General features: G+C 59.9%; 18 protein-coding genes. 11 read left to right on the top strand and 7 right to left on the bottom strand.

What is annotated here, in order from left to right:
* The first annotated feature begins 2 nt into the window (after nt 1–2).
* The 7 genes from ACF8YQ_RS01625 to ACF8YQ_RS01595 all read left to right on the top strand — a co-directional run bounded on the left by ACF8YQ_RS01625 (nt 3) and on the right by ACF8YQ_RS01595 (nt 7,587).
* Nucleotides 3–998 carry a lipid A deacylase LpxR family protein gene (locus ACF8YQ_RS01625; protein WP_396622423.1) on the top strand — a complete coding sequence of 332 codons (996 nt, stop codon included), beginning with the start codon at nt 3–5 and terminating at the stop codon, nt 996–998.
* A gap of 173 nt (nt 999–1,171) precedes the next feature.
* Nucleotides 1,172–2,221, top strand: coding sequence for a cytochrome-c peroxidase (locus ACF8YQ_RS01620; RefSeq protein WP_396622422.1), 1,050 nt, complete (start codon nt 1,172–1,174; stop codon nt 2,219–2,221).
* 163 nt (nt 2,222–2,384) lie between these two features.
* Nucleotides 2,385–3,122 carry an oxygen-insensitive NADPH nitroreductase gene (gene nfsA / locus ACF8YQ_RS01615; protein ID WP_396622421.1) on the top strand — a complete coding sequence of 246 codons (738 nt, stop codon included), beginning with the start codon at nt 2,385–2,387 and terminating at the stop codon, nt 3,120–3,122.
* 106 nt (nt 3,123–3,228) lie between these two features.
* Nucleotides 3,229–4,746 carry a malate dehydrogenase (quinone) gene (gene mqo / locus ACF8YQ_RS01610; RefSeq protein WP_396622420.1) on the top strand — a complete coding sequence of 506 codons (1,518 nt, stop codon included), beginning with the start codon at nt 3,229–3,231 and terminating at the stop codon, nt 4,744–4,746.
* Nucleotides 4,743–5,900 carry a Re/Si-specific NAD(P)(+) transhydrogenase subunit alpha gene (locus ACF8YQ_RS01605; RefSeq protein WP_396622419.1) on the top strand — a complete coding sequence of 386 codons (1,158 nt, stop codon included), beginning with the start codon at nt 4,743–4,745 and terminating at the stop codon, nt 5,898–5,900. The genes mqo and ACF8YQ_RS01605 overlap by 4 nt, the downstream gene beginning before the upstream one ends.
* Nucleotides 5,900–6,187 carry an NAD(P) transhydrogenase subunit alpha gene (locus ACF8YQ_RS01600; protein WP_226597515.1) on the top strand — a complete coding sequence of 96 codons (288 nt, stop codon included), beginning with the start codon at nt 5,900–5,902 and terminating at the stop codon, nt 6,185–6,187. The genes ACF8YQ_RS01605 and ACF8YQ_RS01600 overlap by 1 nt, the downstream gene beginning before the upstream one ends.
* A 2-nt stretch (nt 6,188–6,189) precedes the next feature.
* Complete coding sequence (locus tag ACF8YQ_RS01595; protein ID WP_183580014.1) at nt 6,190–7,587, top strand: NAD(P)(+) transhydrogenase (Re/Si-specific) subunit beta; 1,398 nt, start codon at nt 6,190–6,192, stop codon at nt 7,585–7,587.
* Here ACF8YQ_RS01595 and ACF8YQ_RS01590 read toward each other — a convergent pair whose 3' ends face one another.
* The 4 genes from ACF8YQ_RS01590 to ACF8YQ_RS01575 form a co-directional block, all read right to left on the bottom strand.
* Nucleotides 7,588–8,259 carry a lactate utilization protein C gene (locus tag ACF8YQ_RS01590; protein ID WP_396622418.1) on the bottom strand — a complete coding sequence of 224 codons (672 nt, stop codon included), beginning with the start codon at nt 8,257–8,259 and terminating at the stop codon, nt 7,588–7,590.
* Nucleotides 8,259–9,701 (bottom strand): LutB/LldF family L-lactate oxidation iron-sulfur protein, encoded by a 1,443-nt coding sequence (locus ACF8YQ_RS01585; RefSeq protein WP_396622417.1) that lies wholly within the window; start codon nt 9,699–9,701, stop codon nt 8,259–8,261. Before ACF8YQ_RS01585 ends, ACF8YQ_RS01590 begins: the two co-directional genes overlap by 1 nt.
* Nucleotides 9,698–10,525: a (Fe-S)-binding protein gene (locus tag ACF8YQ_RS01580; RefSeq protein ID WP_396622416.1), complete on the bottom strand. Its 828-nt coding sequence runs from the start codon at nt 10,523–10,525 to the stop codon at nt 9,698–9,700. Before ACF8YQ_RS01580 ends, ACF8YQ_RS01585 begins: the two co-directional genes overlap by 4 nt.
* Nucleotides 10,526–10,588: 63 nt before the next feature.
* Nucleotides 10,589–12,280 (bottom strand): L-lactate permease, encoded by a 1,692-nt coding sequence (locus ACF8YQ_RS01575; protein WP_396622415.1) that lies wholly within the window; start codon nt 12,278–12,280, stop codon nt 10,589–10,591.
* Between the two features lie 220 nt (nt 12,281–12,500).
* On the opposite strand from ACF8YQ_RS01575, the gene ACF8YQ_RS01570 reads away from it, so the two are divergent.
* Complete coding sequence (locus ACF8YQ_RS01570; protein ID WP_396622414.1) at nt 12,501–13,286, top strand: FCD domain-containing protein; 786 nt, start codon at nt 12,501–12,503, stop codon at nt 13,284–13,286.
* A 115-nt stretch (nt 13,287–13,401) separates the two neighbouring features.
* Here ACF8YQ_RS01570 and ACF8YQ_RS01565 read toward each other — a convergent pair whose 3' ends face one another.
* From ACF8YQ_RS01565 to ACF8YQ_RS01555, 3 genes are all read right to left on the bottom strand, one after another.
* A complete protein-coding gene (locus ACF8YQ_RS01565; protein ID WP_396622413.1) occupies nt 13,402–14,160 on the bottom strand; it encodes a putative 4-mercaptohistidine N1-methyltransferase in 759 nt (252 codons plus the stop codon).
* Nucleotides 14,153–15,334 carry a mechanosensitive ion channel family protein gene (locus tag ACF8YQ_RS01560; protein WP_396622412.1) on the bottom strand — a complete coding sequence of 394 codons (1,182 nt, stop codon included), beginning with the start codon at nt 15,332–15,334 and terminating at the stop codon, nt 14,153–14,155. Before ACF8YQ_RS01560 ends, ACF8YQ_RS01565 begins: the two co-directional genes overlap by 8 nt.
* 93 nt (nt 15,335–15,427) lie before the next feature.
* On the bottom strand, nt 15,428–15,976 hold the full coding sequence (locus ACF8YQ_RS01555) for a glutathione peroxidase (RefSeq protein ID WP_396622411.1): 549 nt from the start codon (nt 15,974–15,976) through the stop codon (nt 15,428–15,430).
* Between the two features lie 185 nt (nt 15,977–16,161).
* Between ACF8YQ_RS01555 and ACF8YQ_RS01550 the strand changes: the two genes are divergently transcribed.
* The 3 genes from ACF8YQ_RS01550 (at nt 16,162) to ACF8YQ_RS01540 (ending at nt 21,631) form a co-directional block, all read left to right on the top strand.
* Nucleotides 16,162–18,636 (top strand): ExeM/NucH family extracellular endonuclease, encoded by a 2,475-nt coding sequence (locus ACF8YQ_RS01550; RefSeq protein WP_396623264.1) that lies wholly within the window; start codon nt 16,162–16,164, stop codon nt 18,634–18,636.
* 22 nt (nt 18,637–18,658) lie between these two features.
* A complete protein-coding gene (gene nadN / locus ACF8YQ_RS01545) occupies nt 18,659–20,482 on the top strand; it encodes an NAD nucleotidase (RefSeq protein ID WP_396622410.1) in 1,824 nt (607 codons plus the stop codon).
* A 129-nt stretch (nt 20,483–20,611) separates the two neighbouring features.
* Entirely contained in the window at nt 20,612–21,631 is a 1,020-nt protein-coding gene (locus tag ACF8YQ_RS01540; protein ID WP_396622409.1) for an LLM class flavin-dependent oxidoreductase, read from the top strand.
* Nucleotide 21,632: the final 1 nt, after the last annotated feature.

Here is a 21,632-nt window from a genome sequence, read left to right as displayed (position 1 = left end):
CTGTGTCCTCCCGAGTTCTCCTGGCCCGCATTAGCCTCTTTCTCGCGTTAGTTCCAGCATCCGCCAACTCTGGCCAGCTCAACCTTGCCTGGGACAACGATCTATTTACAGGCAGCGACCGAGGCTATACCAATGGCGTGCGACTGTCCTACCTCACATCCACTGCAGAAGCTTCCGACGAAGGATCAGCTCAGTTGGCAAGGACAGCGAGAGAAGGCCTGTCGTTCCTACCCGGCATAGCGGACGCAAACAACAACCATGCGATGAGTGTCAGCCTGCGTCAACTCATGGTGACACCGGAAAACATCAGTAGCGATGAACCGCAGTTCAACGACATCCCTTACGCCGGCCACCTTTCGCTAAGCAGCACCCTCTGGAGCTGGAACGCCGACAGTATAACGGGGTACGGCGCTCACATTGGCGTGGTTGGCCCTGAAAGCGGCGCCGAAGCCAGCCAGAAATGGGTACACAAAATCACCGGGAGCGAACGTCCGCGCGGTTGGGACAATCAGCTGGGCACGGATGTTGTCGGCGGATTGCAGGCCGCCCATGGGCGCAAACTGATGCAGCTGGGGCAAAACGGAGAACTGCAACAGCAGCTTTCGGTGGTCGGCTCCACCCTGCTCTCGAGTTTCCGGACCACCGCCAAAACCGGACTGATATGGCGCCTGGGCAAACAGCTTCCGATGAACTTTGTGCCGGACTACGCCGGTACCTCCTCCACCATCGCCCTGCCCGGATCCTTCAGCCGCGGCTACTCCAGCTGGTCCGTATTCGTGGGCCTTGGCCTGGAATACGTGGCCTATTCCTACCTGGAGGACAATGCCGGTCAATACCGTTTCAAGGAAAGCCCGTTTCTGGGGCAACTGGGCATCGGAGGCACCTGGCAGTGGGATCGTTTCCAGACAGCATTTGTTCTACGCGCCACCACCGGCGAAGAAGATCGTAACAAGGACAATTTCAGCTTTGGCACGCTTTCCCTGTCCTGGGCTCTGTGACCACCGCTGGTCAAGCCGGGGCCAGTGTGATGTCCGAAAACTGCAGACCGAACAAAAACCTGATAATAATCAATTTATCCCACGATCGTCGCTAATAACGAGTGACGAATCTGGCCGGTTTGTTACGTTGGTACCAGATGGATACCAAGCCGTTCTCATAAGGAGAAAGCGATATGATCAAGCGTCCACTGGTCACAGCATTCGCCCTCAGTCTGGGTGTAGTAGCCGGTTCCGCCATGGCGGACAACCTGATGGAACGGGCCAACAGCATGTTCGAGCCCATTCCCAAATACCCACCGGTGATTGATGGCAATGAACTCACTCAGGCCAAGGTTGAACTGGGCAAGATGCTATTCTTTGAACCGCGCCTGTCCTCCAGCCACCTGATCAGCTGCAACACCTGCCACAACGTGGGACTGGGCGGTGATGACGAGCTGCCTACCTCTATCGGCCATGGCTGGCAGAAGGGTCCACGGAACTCGCCGACTGTGTTCAACGCCGTGTTTAACGCAGCCCAGTTCTGGGATGGCCGTGCCGCCGACCTGGCCGAACAGGCCAAAGGGCCGGTACAGGCGGGGGTCGAGATGAGCAGTACGCCGGACCGGGTGGTGGCTACCCTGAAGAGTATGCCGGAGTACATCGAGCGCTTTGAGGACGCCTTCCCGGGCCAGGAAAATCCGGTCACCTTCGACAATATGGCTGTGGCCATTGAAGCCTATGAAGCAACACTGATCACCCCGGAAGCACCCTTCGACAAATATCTGCGCGGCGACACCTCCGCGCTGAACGAGAGTGAGAAAGAAGGTCTGGCGCTGTTCATGGACCGCGGCTGTACCGCCTGCCACAGCGGTGTGAACCTCGGCGGTCAGAGCTACCATCCATTCGGGCTGGTTGCCAAGCCTGGTGCCGAGATCCTGCCAGAGGGTGATAAAGGCCGCTTCTCTGTCACCGAAACTGCGTCTGACGAGTATGTGTTCCGCGCCTCTCCGCTGCGTAACATAGAGCTGACCGCGCCCTATTTCCACTCTGGCGCCGTCTGGAGCCTGGAAGAAGCCGTTGCGGTGATGGGTACGGCCCAGCTGGGCACCGAGCTGAACGACGATGAAGTGAAATCCATCGTCGCCTTCCTCAAGACCCTGACCGGCAATGTTCCGGAAGTAACCTATCCGGTACTGCCACCAAGCACCGCCAATACGCCCAAGCCGGTGGACATGATTTCGTAAGTCACGGGCTCTGCGTTCACCCTCAAAGGCGCGCTTTCACGGCGCGCCTTTTTTGTTGAGGTTGGTCATACTATCCGGACAACTACCCACCTTTGTCCGCTTGTGCGGTTGCTGATGAGCAAGCTATCGTCTTTTTTCTCTCTTAAAAGACAGGCTAGAGGCTATGAATCCGACCATTGAACTTCTGAAATCCCACCGCTCTATCCGCAAGTTCAAGGACCAGCAAATCCCACGGGAACTGTTCGAAGAGCTGATTCGTGCCGGCCAGAGTGCCGCCACCTCCAATCACGTTCAGGCCTATTCCATCATCCATGTGGTCAACCCGGAGAACCGCCGTAAGATCGCCGAACTGGCCGGCGGCCAACCCTACGTGGCAGACAGTTCCGACTTCCTGGTCTTCTGTGCCGATATGAAACGCGCGACCGAAGCCGCAGAGCGGGCCGGTGCCGAGGTGATACGAGGTATGACCGAGCAACTGCTGGTTGCCACCATCGACACCGCCCTGATGGCACAGAATGTCGCCATTGCCGCGGAATCCGAGGGTCTGGGACTGTGTTACATCGGAGGTATTCGTAACAACCCGCAGGACGTGAGCGAGATTCTGAAACTGCCGGAACATGTCTACCCGGTATTTGGCATGTGTCTCAGCTACCCCGATCAGAACCCCGAAGTTAAGCCCCGGCTGCCACTTTCCGCGATTCTGAAAGAAGACGCCTACACTGATGCCGATGACACCGCACTGGTGACCCGTTTCGACCAGACCATGAATCAGTATTACCAGGCCAGAAGCAGCAGCAACAAGGACACCACCTGGTCCGAACAGCTGAAGCCACTGTTTACCTCAAAACTGCGCCCGCACATAAAAGCTTTCCTCAACGGTCGCGGCTTCGGCACCAAATAGATCGATTTTTTCGATGCATTTACCTCAGTAAATACGATTCTTGCGGCAACCGCCTTAGACTAAAGTATGCCCCCTTTGTTCGTTTGCTACTGAAAGGGGCATACCCATGGCGGGCTTTGATACCGATATTCTTCTGATTGGCGGCGGCGTTATGAGCGTCACGCTGGCCTCTCTGATTCAGCAACTGGACAGCTCCCGGTCAATCACCCTGGTCGAACAGGGACAACAGCTGGCCGGCGAAAGCTCTGACGCCTGGAACAACGCCGGCACCGGTCACGCCGGTTATTGCGAACTCAACTACACCCCCGCCAACCCCGATGGCAGCGTTTCCGTAGAGCGGGCGCTCGCCATCAACGAGCGCTTCGAGCTCTCACTTCAGTACTGGAGCAGCCTGGTTGAGAAGGGGCTCCTGCCCGCACCGGCCAACTTCATTCGACCGGTGCCGCATCTGAGCTGGGTTCAGGGCGCCAAGGCCTGTGAGTTTCTGAAAACCCGCCACAGAGCCCTCGAGGGCCAACCGCTGTTTCAGGAGATGGAGTTCAGCGATCAGCCAGACACCCTCGCTCGCTGGCTCCCGCTTATCCACGGTACCCGGCAAGCCTTTGAGCCGGTCGCGGCCACCCGCGTCGCCCACGGTAGTGACGTCAATTTTGGTGCACTGACCCGACTGCTCGGGCGCTCCCTGGCCCAGCACAACGCCTGTGATATCCAGCTCCAGTGCCAGGTAACGGATATCAAGCGCGAAGCCGGCGGCTGGCGCGTGCACCTGCATCATCTGAGCAGCGGCGAGAAACGCAGCATTACCAGCCGTTTTCTGTTCATTGGCGCGGGCGGAGCGGCCCTGTCATTGCTGCAGAAGACCGGTATTCCGGAAATTCGCGGCTACGGGGGGTTCCCGGTATCCGGCCTGTGGCTGGCCTGCGATAACGAAGACATGGCCCTGTCACACAACGCCAAGGTCTATAGCCAGGCACCGGTTGGCGCCCCACCCATGTCAGTGCCCCACCTGGACACCCGATTTATCAATGGCAAGGCGGCGCTGCTCTTCGGCCCCTTCGCCGGCTTTACCACCCGCTTCCTCAAAAGCGGCGATCGCTCGGACCTGATCCGCTCAGTTCGCAGCCACAACCTGCGGCCGCTGATCGACGTTGGCGTGCACAACTGGCCGCTGACCCGATATCTGATCAAAGAAGCCCTCAGCCCCAAATCGGCCCGTCTCGGCGAACTGGCGCGCTTTATTGAGGATCCGGACCCGGCTCAGTGGCAACTGGTCCGGGCCGGGCAGCGTGTTCAGGTTATCAAGCCAACGGCTTCGGGCCGGGGCAGTCTGGAATTCGGCACCGAGGTTTTGAGCACTGAGGACCGATCCCTGGCAGCCCTGCTGGGCGCTTCACCGGGCGCCTCCACCTGCGTCTCCGCAATGCTGGAGGTCATAGAACGTTGTTTCCCGGAGCTGATTCAGGGCCAACCGCTGCAAACCCTGCAATCGCTGATTCCGAGCTACGGCCAATCGCTTCAGACCGACCGCCAGCTGCTGGCCGATGTCCGCCGCTACACCCTTAACACCCTGGGACTGAACACCGGGGCAGAACAAACTCAAACTGAACGGAGCCTGTACGCATGATGATAGGGATTCCCAGAGAACGACAAGACGGTGAAAACCGTGTGGCCATTATCCCATCCGGAGTTTCCACCCTGCTGGAGGCCGGCTACGAGGTGGTGGTCGAGAGTGGCGCTGGCAGTGCCGCCCATTTCACCGATGATGACTATCGCCACGCCGGGGCCATCATCGCCGATGATGCCGACGCTCTGTATCGTCAGGCCACAGTCATCCTCAAGGTTCGGGCGCCCTCCTCAGAGGAAGCGCGACTGATTCAGCAGGACGCCACCCTGATCTGCCTGCTCGATCCCTGGTTCAACCAGCCGCTGCTGGAACAGCTGGCCGGGCAAAACGTGCAGGCATTTGCCCTGGACCTGGTGCCCAGAACCACCCGGGCCCAGTCCATGGACGTGTTGAGTGCCATGGCGGGCATCAGCGGGTACCGCGCCGTCCTCAGCGGCGCCATGGCCCTGCCCCGTTACTTCCCCATGCTGATGACCGCCGCCGGCACCATTCACCCAGCCCGGGTACTGGTCATTGGCGCCGGTGTTGCAGGTCTGATGGCCATTGCCACCGCCCGCCGCCTGGGCGCAGTGGTCGAGGCCTACGACCTTCGCCCTGAGGTGAAAGAACAGGTGGAGAGCCTGGGTGCCGATTTCATTGAAATCGAAGTGCCTGAATCCGATACCACCGGAGACAGCGGTTATGCCAAAGCGCAGAGCGAAGCGTTCTACACCGACCAGAGACAGCAACTGGCAGACTGCGTCGCCCGCGCCGACCTGGTAATCACCACGGCGGCGGTGCCCGGAAAACCGGCTCCCAAACTGATTGACCAGGAAATGATTCACCGAATGAAGAGCGGCTCGGTGATCGTGGATCTGGCGGCCGACAAAGGCGGTAACGTGGAAGGCACCGTTCTGAACCAGAAAGTGGATGTGGACGGCGTTACCCTGGTCGGCCATGCCAACCACCCCTCCCGCGTACCGGTGCATGCCTCCCAGCTGCTCACCCGCAACATTACCGCCTTTTTGCTCAACATGACCGAAGACGGTCGTGTGGTCCCCAAGCTGGAGGACGAGATTGTTGCGGCCACACTGGTGGTCCAGCACGGCAGCGTCCGCCACAACGCCGAGACTCGAGAAAACCCGGAAACCTCAACCCAGAAGGACACGGACTGATGGAACTGTTTGCACTCAGCTTCACCATTTTCATTCTGGCGCTGTTCATCGGGGTAGAACTGATCAACAAGGTTCCGCCCACGCTTCATACCCCGTTGATGAGCGGCACCAATGCCATCTCCGGCATCGTAATCGTCGGCGCCATCATCAGCGCGGGTAGCACAGAGCTGTCGCCTAATGTCGCCGGCGTGCTGGGCTTTATCGCTGTCACCCTGGCCAGCATCAATATCGTGGCCGGTTTTCTGGTGACGGATCGCATGCTGAATATGTTCAAGCGGAAGGGATAACCATGTTTGCATTGATCAATCTGTCTTACCTTGCAGCTGCCGTCTGCTTCATTCTCGGCATCAAGGGCATGACCCGCCCGAAAACGGCCGTACGTGGTAACCAGCTGGCCGCCATCGGGATGCTGATTGCGGTCGTCGCCGCCCTGTTGCACCAGGAAATCATCAGCTACGCGGCCATCATCGCTGGCATGCTGCTGGGCGGTGCGATCGGCGTCTGGCTCGCAAAACGAACCGCAACGACGGAAATGCCGGAACTGGTGGCGAGCCTGAACGGCATCGGCGGGGGCGCCTCCGTTGCGGTGGCCGCCAGCACCTGGATGCACGCGGTAAATGCCACCGGTGCCGGCAGTGCCGGCTGGACCGCCGCGATTCTGGCCTCCATCGTCATCGGCTCGGTCACCCTGACCGGGTCGGTGGTAGCCGTTCTGAAACTCAAGGGGAATATTGGCGACAGCCGGAACAATCGCCTGTGGCACAGTGTCACGCTGGTTACTCTGATTGCCGCCGTGGCCGGGGCCGTTCTGTTTGCCACCAGCGGCAGCACCAGCCCGCTTGCGCTGGCTGCATTGGTTGGACTCTGCCTGCTGCTTGGTATTGGCCTGGTCCAGCCTATCGGTGGTGCCGACATGCCGGTCGTAGTCGCCCTGCTTAACGCCTATTCCGGCCTGGCGGGTGCGGCCACCGGGTTCGTGCTGGGCAACCAGGGGTTGATCATTACCGGTTCCCTGGTGGGTGCCTCCGGCCTGATTCTGACCGCCATCATGTGCAAGGCCATGAACCGGTCCCTGCCCAACGTTCTGTTCGGCGGTGTACTGGGCGGATCAGACAGTACGGCGAGCCAGCAGGATGAAGGGGAGTTCTACGATGGCAAGGTGAAATACGCCACCCCTGACGATCTGGCCCTGTTGCTGGATGGTGCCCGCAAGGTGGTCATGGTGCCCGGATACGGCCTGGCGGTGGCTCAGGCCCAGCATGCGGTGAAAGAACTCGCCAACCAGCTTGAGGGCCGTGGTGCCAAAGTCAGTTACGCGATTCATCCGGTGGCAGGCCGGATGCCAGGACACATGAACGTGCTGCTGGCCGAAGCTGAAATTCCTTATGACCAGCTGAAAGACATGGACGCCATCAACCCGGAACTGCCGCAGGCGGACGTGGCCATCGTGCTCGGCGCCAACGACGTGGTAAACCCGGCCGCCGCCGAAGATCCGAACTCGCCCATCTTCGGCATGCCCATACTGGATGTGCACAAGGCGAAAACCGTGGTGGTGGTCAAGCGCAGCCTGTCCGCCGGCTTCGCCGGCATTCCCAACGGTCTGTTCATTCGCGACAACAGCCTGATGGTGAAGGGCGACGCCAAGGAGGTCCTGCAAGCCACCACCAGCGCGATCAAGGAACTCTGATCAGCCGTCCTCAAGGATGAGGACCACCAGCTCCTTGGGGCCATGGGCCCCATAGGCAAGCACCTGCTCGATGTCCGCCGTCTTGGACGGACCAGAGACCAGCAACAGGTTCGTGGGCAGACCCGCGGACCAGTTGTGCTTCTGCATCATCCCATACAGGTTGTCTTCCACCTCACTGGCCTTGAGCAACGCGATATGCAACGGCGGCAAAAGACTCATCAGCCGCGGCTCCTGGCGATCCGGCCACAGTACCAGTGAACCGGTGGCAGCAATCCCGCCCACCGTACCCGTCACGCTGGCATCCACCTGCCAGAACAGCTCCTCCTTCCATTCCTCAATGGGGCGGTCATAGACCAACAGCTCCGGTCTGGGCTCCGCACGCTGCCAGTGCTCCGCCAGTTGCTTGCCGTGGTCGGTACCCGGGGCATAGAGCACATTCTCAAGACCGCGGCTCTCCAGCAATTCCTGAACCTTTGAGGGCCACTCCTCGGTCGTCAGCTGGTGGATTTCGGTGTGCACCGCTTCCATCAGAGAACGCAGGCGGGTAATCCGGTCCTCCGGCGCATACTGCCAGGGGCGAGTCACCAGGCCCTCATCGAAATCATCCGGCCGGGGCGTGGTGCCGGCCAGACCGGCACGGAGCTTGTTGAGAATATTGCTGCGGGCACTCATCACCGGTCTCCCTGATTCAAATGGGCTTTGGCAAGATCGTGCAAAGACCGCCGGGCCGGTACCGGCGCCGAGTGATTCTCGGTCCAGGGGCCGACGTTTTTCGGTGCCAGTTTGCCAAAACGGGTCGCGCCCCACAGGAACAGACGGTAAAACGCCGGCGACGTATTCAGCCTGGCCCAGAAGCGCCAGATTGCCCGCTCCTTGCGGGAATATTTGGCGCCGCCGTCTTTCACTTTCGGCTGTTCGGCGGGGCTTTTCACGTTTTCCTGACGCAGGCGCTGCAGCATTTCCGGGATCGGAATCTTCACCGGACACACCTCACCACAGGCGCCACACAATGAAGACGCGCTGGGGTGGTCCGGTACCTTGTGCAACCCGACCATGTGCGGCGTAATAATCTTGCCGATCGGCCCCGGATAAACCTCACCGTAGGTGTGGCCACCCACACGGGTATAGACCGGGCAGTGGTTCATGCACGCACCGCAGCGGATACAGTTCAACGTCTGGCGCAGCTGGGCATCGGCGAAAGCACCACTGCGGCCATTGTCCAGCAGCACCAGATGCACTTCTTCCGGACCATCCAGTTCATCCGCCTTGCGCGGGCCGGAAATCATGTTCACGTAAGTAGTGATCGGCTGACCCAACGCGGAACGGGTCAGCAGCGACAACAGGGGCACCACGTCCCGCAGGTTCTCCACCACTTTTTCGATGCCGGTGACGGCAATGTGCACTGGCGGCGCCGTGGTGCTCATGCGACCATTGCCTTCGTTCTCCACCAGCAGCAAGGTGCCGGTTTCGGCAATGGCAAAGTTGACGCCGGAAACCCCGACATCCGCTTCAAGGAATTTCTGGCGCAGGGTGCGGCGACCAATCTGGATCAGTTCGTTCACATCCTCGGTCTCATCCACGCCCAGTTTGTCGTGGAACAGTCTGGAGACCTGAAAGCGGTTCTTGTGAATCGCCGGCATGATGATGTGGGAGGGCTTTTCGCCATCCAGCTGGACGATGTACTCACCCATGTCCGACTCCAGGCACTCGATGTGGCGTTCAGCCAGGTAGTCGTTCATTTCCATTTCTTCGCTGACCATGGATTTACCCTTCACCACCTGAGAGCCCTGCTTCGCCTCAATGATGGAGTGGACAATCCGGTTGGCCTCCTCGGTAGTCTCCGCCCAGTGAACCTTGACACCGTTATCGGTCAGCTTCGATTCCAGCTGCTCAAGCAAATCCGGCAACCGGGACAGCGCCCGGGCCTTGATATGGTTGCCGAGTTCCCGCAGTCCTTCACGCTCTTCCTCGTCCGGAAAGGCATCGGCCCGCTTTTTCATCAGCGAGTCCATAGCGACGCGGAAGTTGGTGCGCAGCTGGTCGTCGGCCAGGGCGCCCACCGCGCGGCCACGGAAGCTGTCGGTGAGTTCTTTAACCGGTATTCGCTGGCTCATGATTTCACCTCTCCACTCACCCGCTCCCACAGAAAGCTGGCCAGATGCCGGCCCCGGAACGTCTGTTTCTGTTTTTCCAGGGAGCCGTTGATGTTGAGCAGGCAGCCGCCATCAGCGGTTACCATTTCCGCTGCACCGGATTCCCGCAACGAACGGGTTTTGTCGAGCACCATGGCCCCGGACACTTCCGGCATGCGCACGGAGAAGGTGCCACCAAAGCCGCAGCATTCGCTTTCATGATCGTGGTCCAGGCGCTCGACATTCGCCAGCTTGCCCAGCAACTCCCGCGCGTGCAGGTGGGTGTTCATTTCCCTGCGGGCGGAACAGGAGGTATGCAGGGCAATCTGTGTGGGCTGGCCGAGATCCTGCCAGTCCACCTTGCATACATGCAGCAGAAACTCGGTCAGCTCGAACGTTCGTTCAGCCAGATCTTCCACACGCTCAAGGGTATCTGGTTCTTCTGCAAAGACTTCCCGGTAATGCTGTCGGAACATACCGGCACAGGATCCGGACGGCACCACCACCGGCAAGCCGTTGTCGAGTAAATTGAGCTGTGCCCGCGCCACCTCCCGGGCCTCGTTCACGTAGCCGGAGGTCCAGGCCGGCTGACCGCAGCAGGATTGCTCCTGCGGAAAGTGCACGCGAATGCCTTCCCGTTCCAACAGACGGATAGCATCCAGCCCGGCCTCGGGAAAGAACAAATCCACCACGCAGGTGCCGAACAAAGTGACCTCGGCCGGCTTGGCCGGATACGTTCGTGGCCTGGGGCGCTCTGGAGCCACGCGGGTAGCATTGGGGGCGGCGTCGTAAAACAGCTCACTCATCAGTCATTGCCTCCGGGCGGTCCGGCCGGCAGCCGGCCACCCGTTGTGGTTATCCCAGTGTTTTCAGTTCAGTAACGGGTCCGTCAGCCCCAGGCCGTAGGCGGCCAGCAGCGCAATCGAACCGGTCATCACCAGGTAGTATAGGGTCGGCCACACCGTCTTGCGCAGTGTCTGACCTTCACGGCCCAGCAACCCGACCGTAGCAGATGCTGCCACCACGTTGTGGATGGCCACCATATTGCCTGCCGCAGCACCCACGGCCTGCACCGCCACCATCAGTGCGGTGGACAAACCAAGGCTCTCGGCAACGCCAAACTGGAACTGGCTGAACATCATGTTGGAGACCGTGTTGGAACCGGCCAGGAACGCACCGAGCGCACCCACCGTAGGGGCCAGCAACGGGTAAATGCCGCCAACCGCATCGGCAGCCCAGGTGGCCATGGCCAGCGGCATGCTGGGCAGGTCCGACAGGTTAACGCCGGAGTTGATCAGTATCCGCACCATAGGCACGGTGAACAGCAGCACGAAACCGGCACTCAGCAGCACGCCACCGGATTCTTTCACCGCCGAATTCAGCGCTTTCAGGTTCATCCGGTGGATGAAGAAGGTCGCCAGCACCACCATTACCAGAATACCGCCCGGAAGATACAGTGGCTGGATACCGGCGTTGATGCCGGCCTCGCCCAGGATATTGGAAAACGACACGCCAACGCTGGTGAAGGCTTGTTTGATCGGCTCAACGGTGCGGCTCAGAACCAGTACCACGCCAACCAGCACGTAGGGCACCCAGGCCCGGAAACCACTCATCGGCTTGGCAGCGATGTCTTCCAGCTTCATCTCGATGCTGCCCAACCACTCGCTGGGCCAGTCTTTACTGTCGGCAAAATCCCAGGTGCGTTTCGGAATCAGGAAGCCTTTTTTGGCGGCGGTGGTCACAATCGCCAGGCCAATCAGGCCGCCCAGCAGAGACGGGAATTCCGGCCCCAGGATCACCCCGGTCAGGGCGTAGGGCACGACAAACGCGATGCCGGCAAACAACGCAAATGGCAGGACCTCCAGCCCTTCTTTCCAGCTTTTATTCCTGCCGAAGAAGCGGGTCATCATGGTCACCATCAGCACCGGCATGACCACACCCACAATGGCGTGGGTGATGGCCACTTCCGAGGTGATCAGTTGCAGGTAGGTTTCCCAGTTGGAGCCCAGGGCTTCCAGTCGCTCGGTAATGCTGGCCCGATCCAGCCCCGTTGTCACCCCCACCACAATCGGCGTGCCCACGGCACCAAAGGATACCGGCGTGCTCTGCACCATCATGCCCAGCATGACCGCGGCCATGGCAGGAAAGCCTACCGCAACCAGCAAGGGCGCAGCGATGGCCGCTGGCGTACCGAAGCCAGACGCACCTTCAATAAAGCTGCCGAACAGCCAGACTATGATGATGGCTTGAATACGGCGATCCGGGGTGATGTTGGTAAAGCCAGCCCGAATCGTGGTGATGGCACCGGAATGCTTCAGGGTGTTCAGCAGCAATATCGCGCCGAAAATAATCCACAGCAGGCCGATGGTGATCACCAGCCCTTGCAGGGTGGAGGCGAGGATACGGTTCAGGGTCATATCCCAGGCGCCGTAGCCAATCAGCGCGGTGACCAGAAATACCACGGGCATGGCATGGCGGGCGGGCCAACGCATGCCAATCAAAAGCACTCCAGCCAGAAGAATGGGCGTAAACGCCAACAGGGCGAGCAATCCGGACGACATTATATTCTCCAGGGTCTTGTTGTTGGATTCTGTTTTTGGATAATTGGTATTACCAATTTACAAACCTGTGCCGAGTACGTTATTTGAGCAGGCCTTGTGGTGTCAAAACAGCCCACCCATACATTAGTCGTATTGCTTTGAAGTTTTGTTGTAAAAACAAGCGTAGACGCAGGTAGGATTTATTGGTATGACCAATTTCTAGACACACAAGTGAGACATCATGCCCATCAATGAGATTGCTCCCAGACGGCTGGCCGACACCATTGTCGAGCAGCTGGAGACCATGATTCTGGAAGGAACCCTGGAACCGGGGCAGCGCCTGCCGCCGGAACGGGTGCTGGCGGAGCAATTCGGCGTATCCCGCCCGTCACTCAGAGAAGCCGTGCAGCGCCTGGCGGCCAAAGGCCTGCTGAAAAGCCGCCAGGGAGGGGGCAATTATGTGGCGGAGAATCTGGGAAGCAGCTTCAGCGACCCTCTCATTCCGCTGCTGGAAAAGCACCCGGAAGCGCACCGGGATTTGCTCGAGTTCCGTCGCACACTGGAGGGTGACTGTGCCTACTACGCGGCCCTGCGCGCCACGGAAGTGGATCTGGCACGGCTGGGCAAAGCCTGGGAAGAGCTCCACGCCTGCTACCAGAATTCCACTGCCCACAATCTGGAAGAAGAAGGCGCCGCCGATGCCCGCTTCCATATGGCCATTGCTGAAGCCAGCCACAACGTGGTGCTGCTGCACACCATGCGCAACCTGTTCAGCATGCTCAAGAACAACATTGTCACCAACATCGGCGGCATGTATTCCCACGAGGTTCAGACCCGCCAGGGCCTGATGAACCAGCACCAGAAACTGTATAACGCCATTATTGAAGGTCGGGAGGAAGACGCCAGGGCCATCGCCGGGGAGCACATTCAGTTTGTTCAGCAAACCATATCGGAGCGCAGCGAAACCGCGCGGCGGCGTGAAAGGGCGCTGAGAAGGGAGGGAGGCGGCGAACACCGGGTTCCATAAAAAAGCCGGGGCAAGCCCCGGCATAAGCAATCACACGATGCATCAACACAATGCATGTCGTCCTGATGAGTCTTCACACTAACCGGAATACGTGACGGTTGTGTGACAAAGCAGGTTATTCCGGTAATTTCTCCCAGATCGTGAGTTCCGAAAAACTGTGCTGGAATTTGTTGCGGGTCTCCCGGATCACAAAGGGCAGGCTTCGGGGCTCGGCCAGCAACCGGAAACGCGGAGACAAAGCCGCCTGGAGACCATCCAGGGTGGTAAATGGCTCGCCATCTTTCAGGAAACCACCCAGCCAGTCCTGCCTGGGTGTGTACTCTTCCAGCCAGGTATAGGGTGAGGCGATCACCAGTAGCCCCAGAGCATTGATGCGCTCATGGATATGCTCCAGAAACAGTGATGGCTTGTACAGACGATCAATCAGATTGCCGGCCAGCACCAGATCGTAGTCCCGGTAATCGGCACCAAGGTTGCAGGCATCGCCCTGATGGAAAGCCACGCGGCGGGCAGCCTCGGTCAGCCCCAGGGCCGCCAGTGATCGCTCCTGATAGCTGACCAGCTCCCCTTCTTCCAGTCGGGCATAACGGGCAACTCCTTCCCGCACCACCTCACGGCATTTGCCGATAAAGGTTTCGGAATAATCGACCCCATCCACATGATCGAACTGGCGGGCCAGCTCCAGCGAGGTACGCCCTACTGCGCAACCGATATCCAGCGCCCGGCAGGTAGCGCGGCCGTCCAGCGCCTCAAGAGCGGCATCGGCCAGTTCTTTCGGAAAATTGGCTTCACCGTGCCAGCTTTCACCGAAGTGAAATTCCAGATACTGGGCAAGGGTGGTGTTGCTCTCGTAGTAGCCGGACGGCTCATTCATGGTTGTCTCCTGACGCCGACAGGCCTTTGCCTTGTTCCGTCGACCTTGGGTAAAACGGTTGTACCAATGGGGCAAGCCCCTTGGCCTCGTCTATGAACAGTTGCAGGTGCGGGAAGGGTATTTCAATGCCCGCCGCATCCAGGGCCTCTTTGATCCGCTCAAGCACATCGGCCATGATTCTGGGCTGAACCTCCAGGTTGTCCGGCGTAATCCAGATCTTGACCTCCAGATCGACTGAGGAATTGCCGAGATTCTTGACCACCACTCGCGGTTCCATACCCGGCCCCTGCAAGACTTCGGAGTGCGCAAGCAGAACCGGCATAATCACGTCCCGGGCCGCCTTGGCAGACTCCTTATAGGCAATGCCAACGGGAATATTCAGGCGGGTCGCCCCTTCGGCGCTGTAGTTGACAATTTCCGAGGACGCCACGTTATCGTTCGGGATCATGGTAAAGATATTGTCCCGGGTACGCAGCCAGGTGGTCCGCAGGGCGATCTTCACCACCTTACCATCCTGGCCGTTGATGGTGACCCAATCGCCAATCCGGAAGGGGCGCTCAATCAGCAACGTAATACCCGCAATAAAGTTCGACAGCGTGGACTGGGCCGCAAACCCGACGGCAATCCCCACGATCCCCAGACCCGCGACGATGGAGACCACATCGAAACCGAACTGGGACAGCACCGTAACGGCCGCGAAGGTAACGGTGAGCACCGAGAACAGATTCTCGACCAATTGGCGGATAGAGGGTTCCAGACGGTAGCGATTCATCGTCTCCCGCAGCAGACGACCAATCGCCAGCCAGCCCACAAAAAAGCCCAACGCCATCAGGCCCGCCCTGGCCATGCCCTTCAACAGCTCCGGCGAGGCCTCGAATTGCGCCATAATCACCAGCAATCCGCCCAGCCCGAACAGATAACGGATGCCAGTGCGCAACTGACCAAACCAGGGCTTCGAGCTGCGTCGGCTGCCGACGACAAGGCGTATCAGGCTGATCAGAATGGCATAGACCAGCAACAGAATGCCGAGGTAGATCACCGAAATCAGCAGTTGACTGATAACATGCCCGGCCAGGGCCACCCAATCGGTCTGTCCGCCCGCGAGAGCGTCCAGGGTAGCCGAGAGATTCTGTGCTATCTGGCTTCGTACGGATTCAAACAGGGCTTCTGCCATAGGGCATCCTTTTCCAAACACTGCATACTATACCCGGAGCGGTGAACAACCTTTGCCTTCAGAATAGACTGCTATCCGCAAACCGGCCGGGGATTACAGAACCGATTCCAGGGACTGAATCAACCGGGCATCTTCGGGACGCACCTGGCTCGGGAAACGGGCTGCCACCTTACCCTCACGATCGATCACATACTTGGTGAAGTTCCAGCTTGGCGGCTGGCTCTGGCGATTGATTTCCTGAAACACCGGATTGGCCTGCTCGCCGGTCACTGCGCTCGGCGCGATCATGGTAAAACTCACGCCAAAGTTCACAAAACAGACCTTCGCGGCTTCTTCTTCGGAATCCGCCTCTTGCCGGAAGTCATCACTGGCAAATCCCACGACCGTCAGCCCCCGATCCTTGTACCGCTGGTGCAAGGCCTCCAGGCCTTCAAACTGACCGGTATAACCACAACGGCTGGCTGTGTTCACCACCAGCATCGGCTTGCCAGCAGCCACCTCGCACAGATTCACCGAATCCCGGGAGTGCAGCTTACGCTGCTCGTGGCCCAGGAAATCCGGGCAATCCCGGGCAACGGCAGGCACCGTCAACCCTAACAGTAAAAGCACACTCACACACTTCAAGACTGTCCAACGCATCATCGGCCCTCCTGTCGACACATCCCCTGTATACGCACTGGATTACCAAACTGCTCAGGCGCGTTGTCCACATTGACACAAACCGGCAAAGCATCCTTCACAAAACTCTCATGTCATCGTCACACAGCACGGTCAGATTGTGGTGTCAAAACACACAACATAACCGAAACAAGGACAGTACCATGACGATGAAACCAACGCTGCTGGCAGCCGCCATCGGCGGCCTTCTGGCATCGACAACACAGGCATCGCTGGTCATCAGCGAGTATGTCGAAGGCTCCAGCAACAACAAAGCCATTGAACTGCTCAACACCGGCGACGCCGTGGTGGATCTTGCCCCCTGGGAGCTGCAGGTTTTCTTCAACGGCAGCGCCACCCCCGGGCAAACCTTCAACCTGGAGGGTTCGATTGCTCCGGGCAGCAACTTCGTTTTCGCGCATAGCGCTGCTGACCCGGCCATTCTCGCTGTGGCGGATCAAACCACCGGAGCCGGGCTGTTCAACGGTGATGACGCTGTCCTGCTCCTGAATGGCGGCACGGTTGCTGACAGTATCGGCCAGGTCGGCACAGACCCCGGCAGCTACTGGGGCTCCGGGGATACCCGCACTCAGGATCGCACTCTGCGCCGCCGTGCAGGCACCCTGGCCGATACCGATGCCTACGATGATTACGACCCGGCCACAGTCTTTGACGGCTTTCCCCAGAACAGCTTCGACGATCTCGGCGTCGCCGGCAACGATGACGATAACCCGGACCTGCCACCGACTGCGCCGGATCTGACCTGTGGTGCTCCCGCCACCCGCATTTCGGACATTCAGGGCGAAGGCGATATCAGCCCGGTTGCCGGCCAGCACGTGGTGATCGAAGCCGTAGTTACGGCCGCCTTCAACACCAACGATGGCCTTGGCGGCGTCTTTGTGGAGGAAGAAGCCTCAGACCGCGACGACAACCCTGCCACCTCCGAAGGCCTGTTTGTCTATGCGCCAACTCTGAACGCCGAGCCCGGCCAGCGCCTGCGGCTTGCCGGTGAAGTGACCGAATACGACGGCCTGACCGAATTGACCAACCTGAGCGGTACCGAAAACTGTGGTAATGCGGAGCTTCCACCGGCGGCGCAGATCTCCCTGCCCTGGGCCGATGCCACTGCTCCGGAAGCCTTTGAAGCCATGCGGGTACAATTCAGCGCGCCTCTTGTGGTGAACGACAACTACGACCTGGGCCGTTACGGCAGCCTGACCCTGGGCAGCGGTCGCCACTTTATCCCCACCAGTATCGCTGAGCCCGGAGCGGATGCCGCACTGGTGGCTGATCTGAATGCGCTGGACCGGATTATCCTGGACGACGCCAGTAACCGCCAGAACCCGGCCATCGTGCCCTACCCGACACCGCAACTGAGCGCCAGCCAGACCGTGCGCGCTGGCGACACCGTTCAGGATCTTGCCGGCGTTCTCGACTACCGCTTTTCGGAATGGCGTCTGCAGCCGACCGCGAGCCCGTCCTTCAGCCAGGCAAATGCACGTGTAACCGAACCCGGCCTTGAGGATCGCGGTAACCTGGTGGTGGCTTCTTTCAACGTGCTGAACTTCTTCAACGGTGACGGCATGGGTGGCGGATTCCCGACGGCGCGGGGCGCAGACAACCCGGCAGAACTGGCCCGCCAGACCGAGAAGCTGGTCAGTGCCCTGGTCGCCCTTGATGCCGACATCATCGGCCTGATGGAAATAGAGAATGACGGCTACGGCCAGACCAGTGCCATTGCCGAACTTGCCGGGGCCCTGGGTTCCGAATGGCAGTGGGTCGATCCCGGCCTGGCACAACTGGGCAATGATGACATTGCCGTTGGCCTGCTGTATCGCGCCGACCGTGTCGAGATCGTTGGCACCGCCGCCACTCTGAGCGCGGCTCCTTTTGATCAGTTGAACCGCCAGCCCCTGGCACAAACCTTTCGGCTGAAGGATTCAGACGATGGCGTCACCATTGCCGTCAACCACTTCAAATCCAAAGGCTGCGGCAGCGCCGAAGGCAGCAACGCTGACCAGAACGATGGTCAGGGCTGCTGGAATCCAGTACGGACCCAGGCCGCCCAGGCGCTGGCATCCTGGCTGGCAGACGATGCCACCGGAACCGGCGAACCGGATGTGTTAATCATCGGCGATCTCAACGCCTACGCGAAAGAAGACCCCATTCGCGCCCTGGCCAGTGCCGGCTATACCGATCTACTGGCGGCCTACGTTGGCGAGCAGGCGTATTCCTACGTGTTCTATGGCCAGGCAGGCTACCTGGACCACGCTCTGGCCAATACCGCCCTGGCCGGCAAAATTGCCGATACCACCGTCTGGCCGATCAATGCCGATGAGCCCCGAGCCCTGGACTACAACACCGAGTTCAAGACGCCGGAGCAACAGGCCAGCTTCTACGCACCGGACGCTTACCGGGCCTCTGACCATGACCCTGTCATCGTTGCCCTGAATCTCGATACCAGAACACCGGCAGACCGCGCCGATCTGAACGGCGATGGCCGCGTTAACGGCCGGGATCTGTCCCGCCTGGTGCTGGCGATGCTGTTCGCCAAAGCCACGGCTCCGGCTTACGACATTGACGGTGACGGGCGCATTAGCCATCACGACCTGATCGCCCTGATACGCGTGCTGAGCAGCCGCTAACCTCCACAACGGAGATAGAGTAATGATTCGACAAGGACTCTGGCTGGCAATCCCGCTGATTGCCCTGACCGGCTGTAACAGTGATAACGACGACGCGCCCGCACCGGAAACCGAGCGCCTTACCGTTAACATTCTGCATATCAACGACCACCACTCCCACCTTGAAGCGGGCTCACAATCGCTGGACGTTGCCGGTGAAGAAACCGAATTCAGCGCTGGCGGCTTCCCCCGGGTGATTGCCAAGATCAACGAACGAGCCGCCGAACTGGATAACGTGCTGAAGCTCCATGCCGGTGATGCCATGACCGGCACCCTGTACTTCACCTCCTTCGAGGGTGAGGCCGATGCCGAGCTGATGAACCTGGTGTGTTTTGATGCCTTTGCCCTGGGCAATCACGAGTTTGATCGCGGTGACGAAGGGCTGGTCAAGTTCCTCGACTATCTGGCAGCGGGCAGCTGTAACACGCCGGTTCTGGCCGCCAACGTAAAACCTGCCATCGGCACCCCACTGGCACCGGTGGCGCAGGATGATTACATCCAGCCGTACACCATCAAGAACATTGATGGCCAGCAAGTTGCCATCGTCGGTATCGACATCGCCAACAAAACCCGCAACAGCTCCAGCCCGCTGGCAAGCACCGAGTTTCTGGACGAAACCGAAACGGCGCAGGCCATGATCGATGAACTGACCGACCAGGGTATCGACAAGATCATCCTGCTGACCCACTACCAGTATGCCAACGATCTGGCACTGGCCGAGCGCCTGTCCGGAGTGGATGTCATTATCGGCGGAGATTCCCACACCCTGCTGGGTGACTTTGACGCCTACGGCCTGAGTGCCTCCGGCCCCTACCCCACCGAAGTGACCAATGCCGACGGTGACAAAGTGTGCGTGGCCCAGGCCTGGCAGTACTCACGTGTGTTGGGTGAACTGAGCGTGACCTGGGAGAACAATGGCACTGTTTCCTCCTGCTCCGGAACGCCACAGCTGCTCCTGGGCAACCCCATCATCCGTGATGACGGCACCGACGATGGCTACCAACCGGAAGGCGAGGAACTGGCAGCCATTCAGGCAGCCATCGAGGAGGACCCTCAGCTCAGCCTTGTGACGGACGACCCGACCGGCGCTCAAACCCTGGCCACGTACGCCAACCAGCTGGACAGCTTCCGCAATCAGGTCATCGGTACCGCATCCGAAGACCTGTGCCTGGCCCGAATTCCCGGCCGGCCATACGGCGATGACACCTGCGCCAACGAAGACCCGAACCGAGGGGGGGATATCCCGAACCTGGTGGCTCAGGCCTTCCTGTTCCAGAGCAAGAATGCCGATGTTTCGATCCAGAACGCCGGCGGCGTTCGCACCGACATTCTGGCCGGCGATATCACCATTGGTGATGCCTACAACCTGCTGCCGTTCGCCAATACCCTTACCGATCTGACCATGACCGGAGCAGAAATCAGACAGGTGCTGAATGAAGCAGTGGATTTCGCCCACGTTGAAGGCGGCTCCACAGGTGCCTACCCCTATGCCGCCGGTCTGCGCTGGACCGTCGACATGACCAGGCCTGCTGGCGAACGCCTTTACGACATCGAAGTTCGGCCCCGGAGTGAAACCACCTGGCGCGCTCTGACCGACGCTGAAACCCTCAACGTCGTCACCAACAGCTTCACCGCGGCTGGCCGTGACGGCTACCTCACCTTCGGAACCGTCAGCGAGGATGGCCGTGCCACGGATACCTTCCTGGACTATGCCCAATCCTTCGTCGATTACGTCAAGGAAGAGGTAACCCTCAGCAAGCCCGTCCAGGGCGAGTACTCCACTCAGATGTACACGCCAGCACCGTAATGAGTGCTTGCAGGAGCATCCGGCACCACCGGATGCTCCTGCCCCTCGTCATTACCCTTGAAGAAACCGTCCGCTGGCGTCATTGTGAAACGCTGAACACCGTTGTTTCTTCACAGGTACCGAAATCCCATGTCCAGAACACCCGATTACTCCCTGCTCGAACTGGCCTCCGTGCGCGAGGGCGACTCCGTAGCAACGACGCTGGCCAACAGCGTACGTTACGCCCAGCATGCGGAGGAACTTGGCTTCAAGCGTTTCTGGCTGGCAGAGCACCACAATATGGAAGGGATTTCCAGTTCCGCCACCTCGGTATTGGTGGGGCACATCGCTGGCAAAACCGGGAGTATCCGGGTTGGCTCCGGCGGTGTCATGCTGCCGAACCATCCACCGCTGGTGATTGCCGAGCAATTCGGCACCCTGGAATGTCTCTATCCGGGCCGAATCGATCTCGGCCTTGGCCGCGCGCCGGGCACCGATCCAGTCACCGCCCGGGCACTGCGACGTGATGGTCTGGGCGCCGAGCAATTCCCGGAAGACGTAGCCCGTCTGCAGAACCTGCTGGGGCCGCTACAACCGGGCCAACCGGTGAAAGCCATTCCCGGCGCCGGCACCAATGTCCCCATCTGGCTGCTGGGCTCCAGCCTGTACAGCGCTCAGCTGGCGGCAATGCGGGGCCTCCCTTATGCCTTCGCCGGCCACTTCGCACCGCGGCTCTACCGGGAAGCCCTGAAGGTCTATCGAGAGAACTTCGAGCCCTCGAAGCAGCTGCGACAGCCCTATGCCATGCTGGCCATTCCCGCTATCCCGGCGGCCTCAAAGGACGAAGCGCGCCATCTGGCCACCACCAGCTACCAGCGCATTCTGGCCCTGTTCCGCGGGCAGCCCCTGCGGATGCGACCGCCGGTCGAATCCATGGACGGACTCTGGAATCCGGCCGAGGAGGCCGGCGTGCGGGATTTCCTAAAACTGCAGATCATGGGCAACAGTGAAGACCTGCGCCAGCAACTCGACGACCTGCTGGCCGACATTCAGGTAGACGAACTGATGTTCACCATTGATATCCATGACCCGGACAAACGCCGACAGGCCCTGGATATCCTGGCCGAAACCCGTTCCCCGCGAACCGACTCCGACGCAACCATCAACTAGG

It is taken from the genome of Marinobacter sp. W-8 (genome assembly GCF_044342215.1).
Taxonomy (GTDB): Bacteria; Pseudomonadota; Gammaproteobacteria; order Pseudomonadales; family Oleiphilaceae; genus Marinobacter; species Marinobacter nauticus.
Note: the sequence above shows the minus strand (reverse complement) of the source record. Positions and strands in the feature narration are given on the sequence as shown.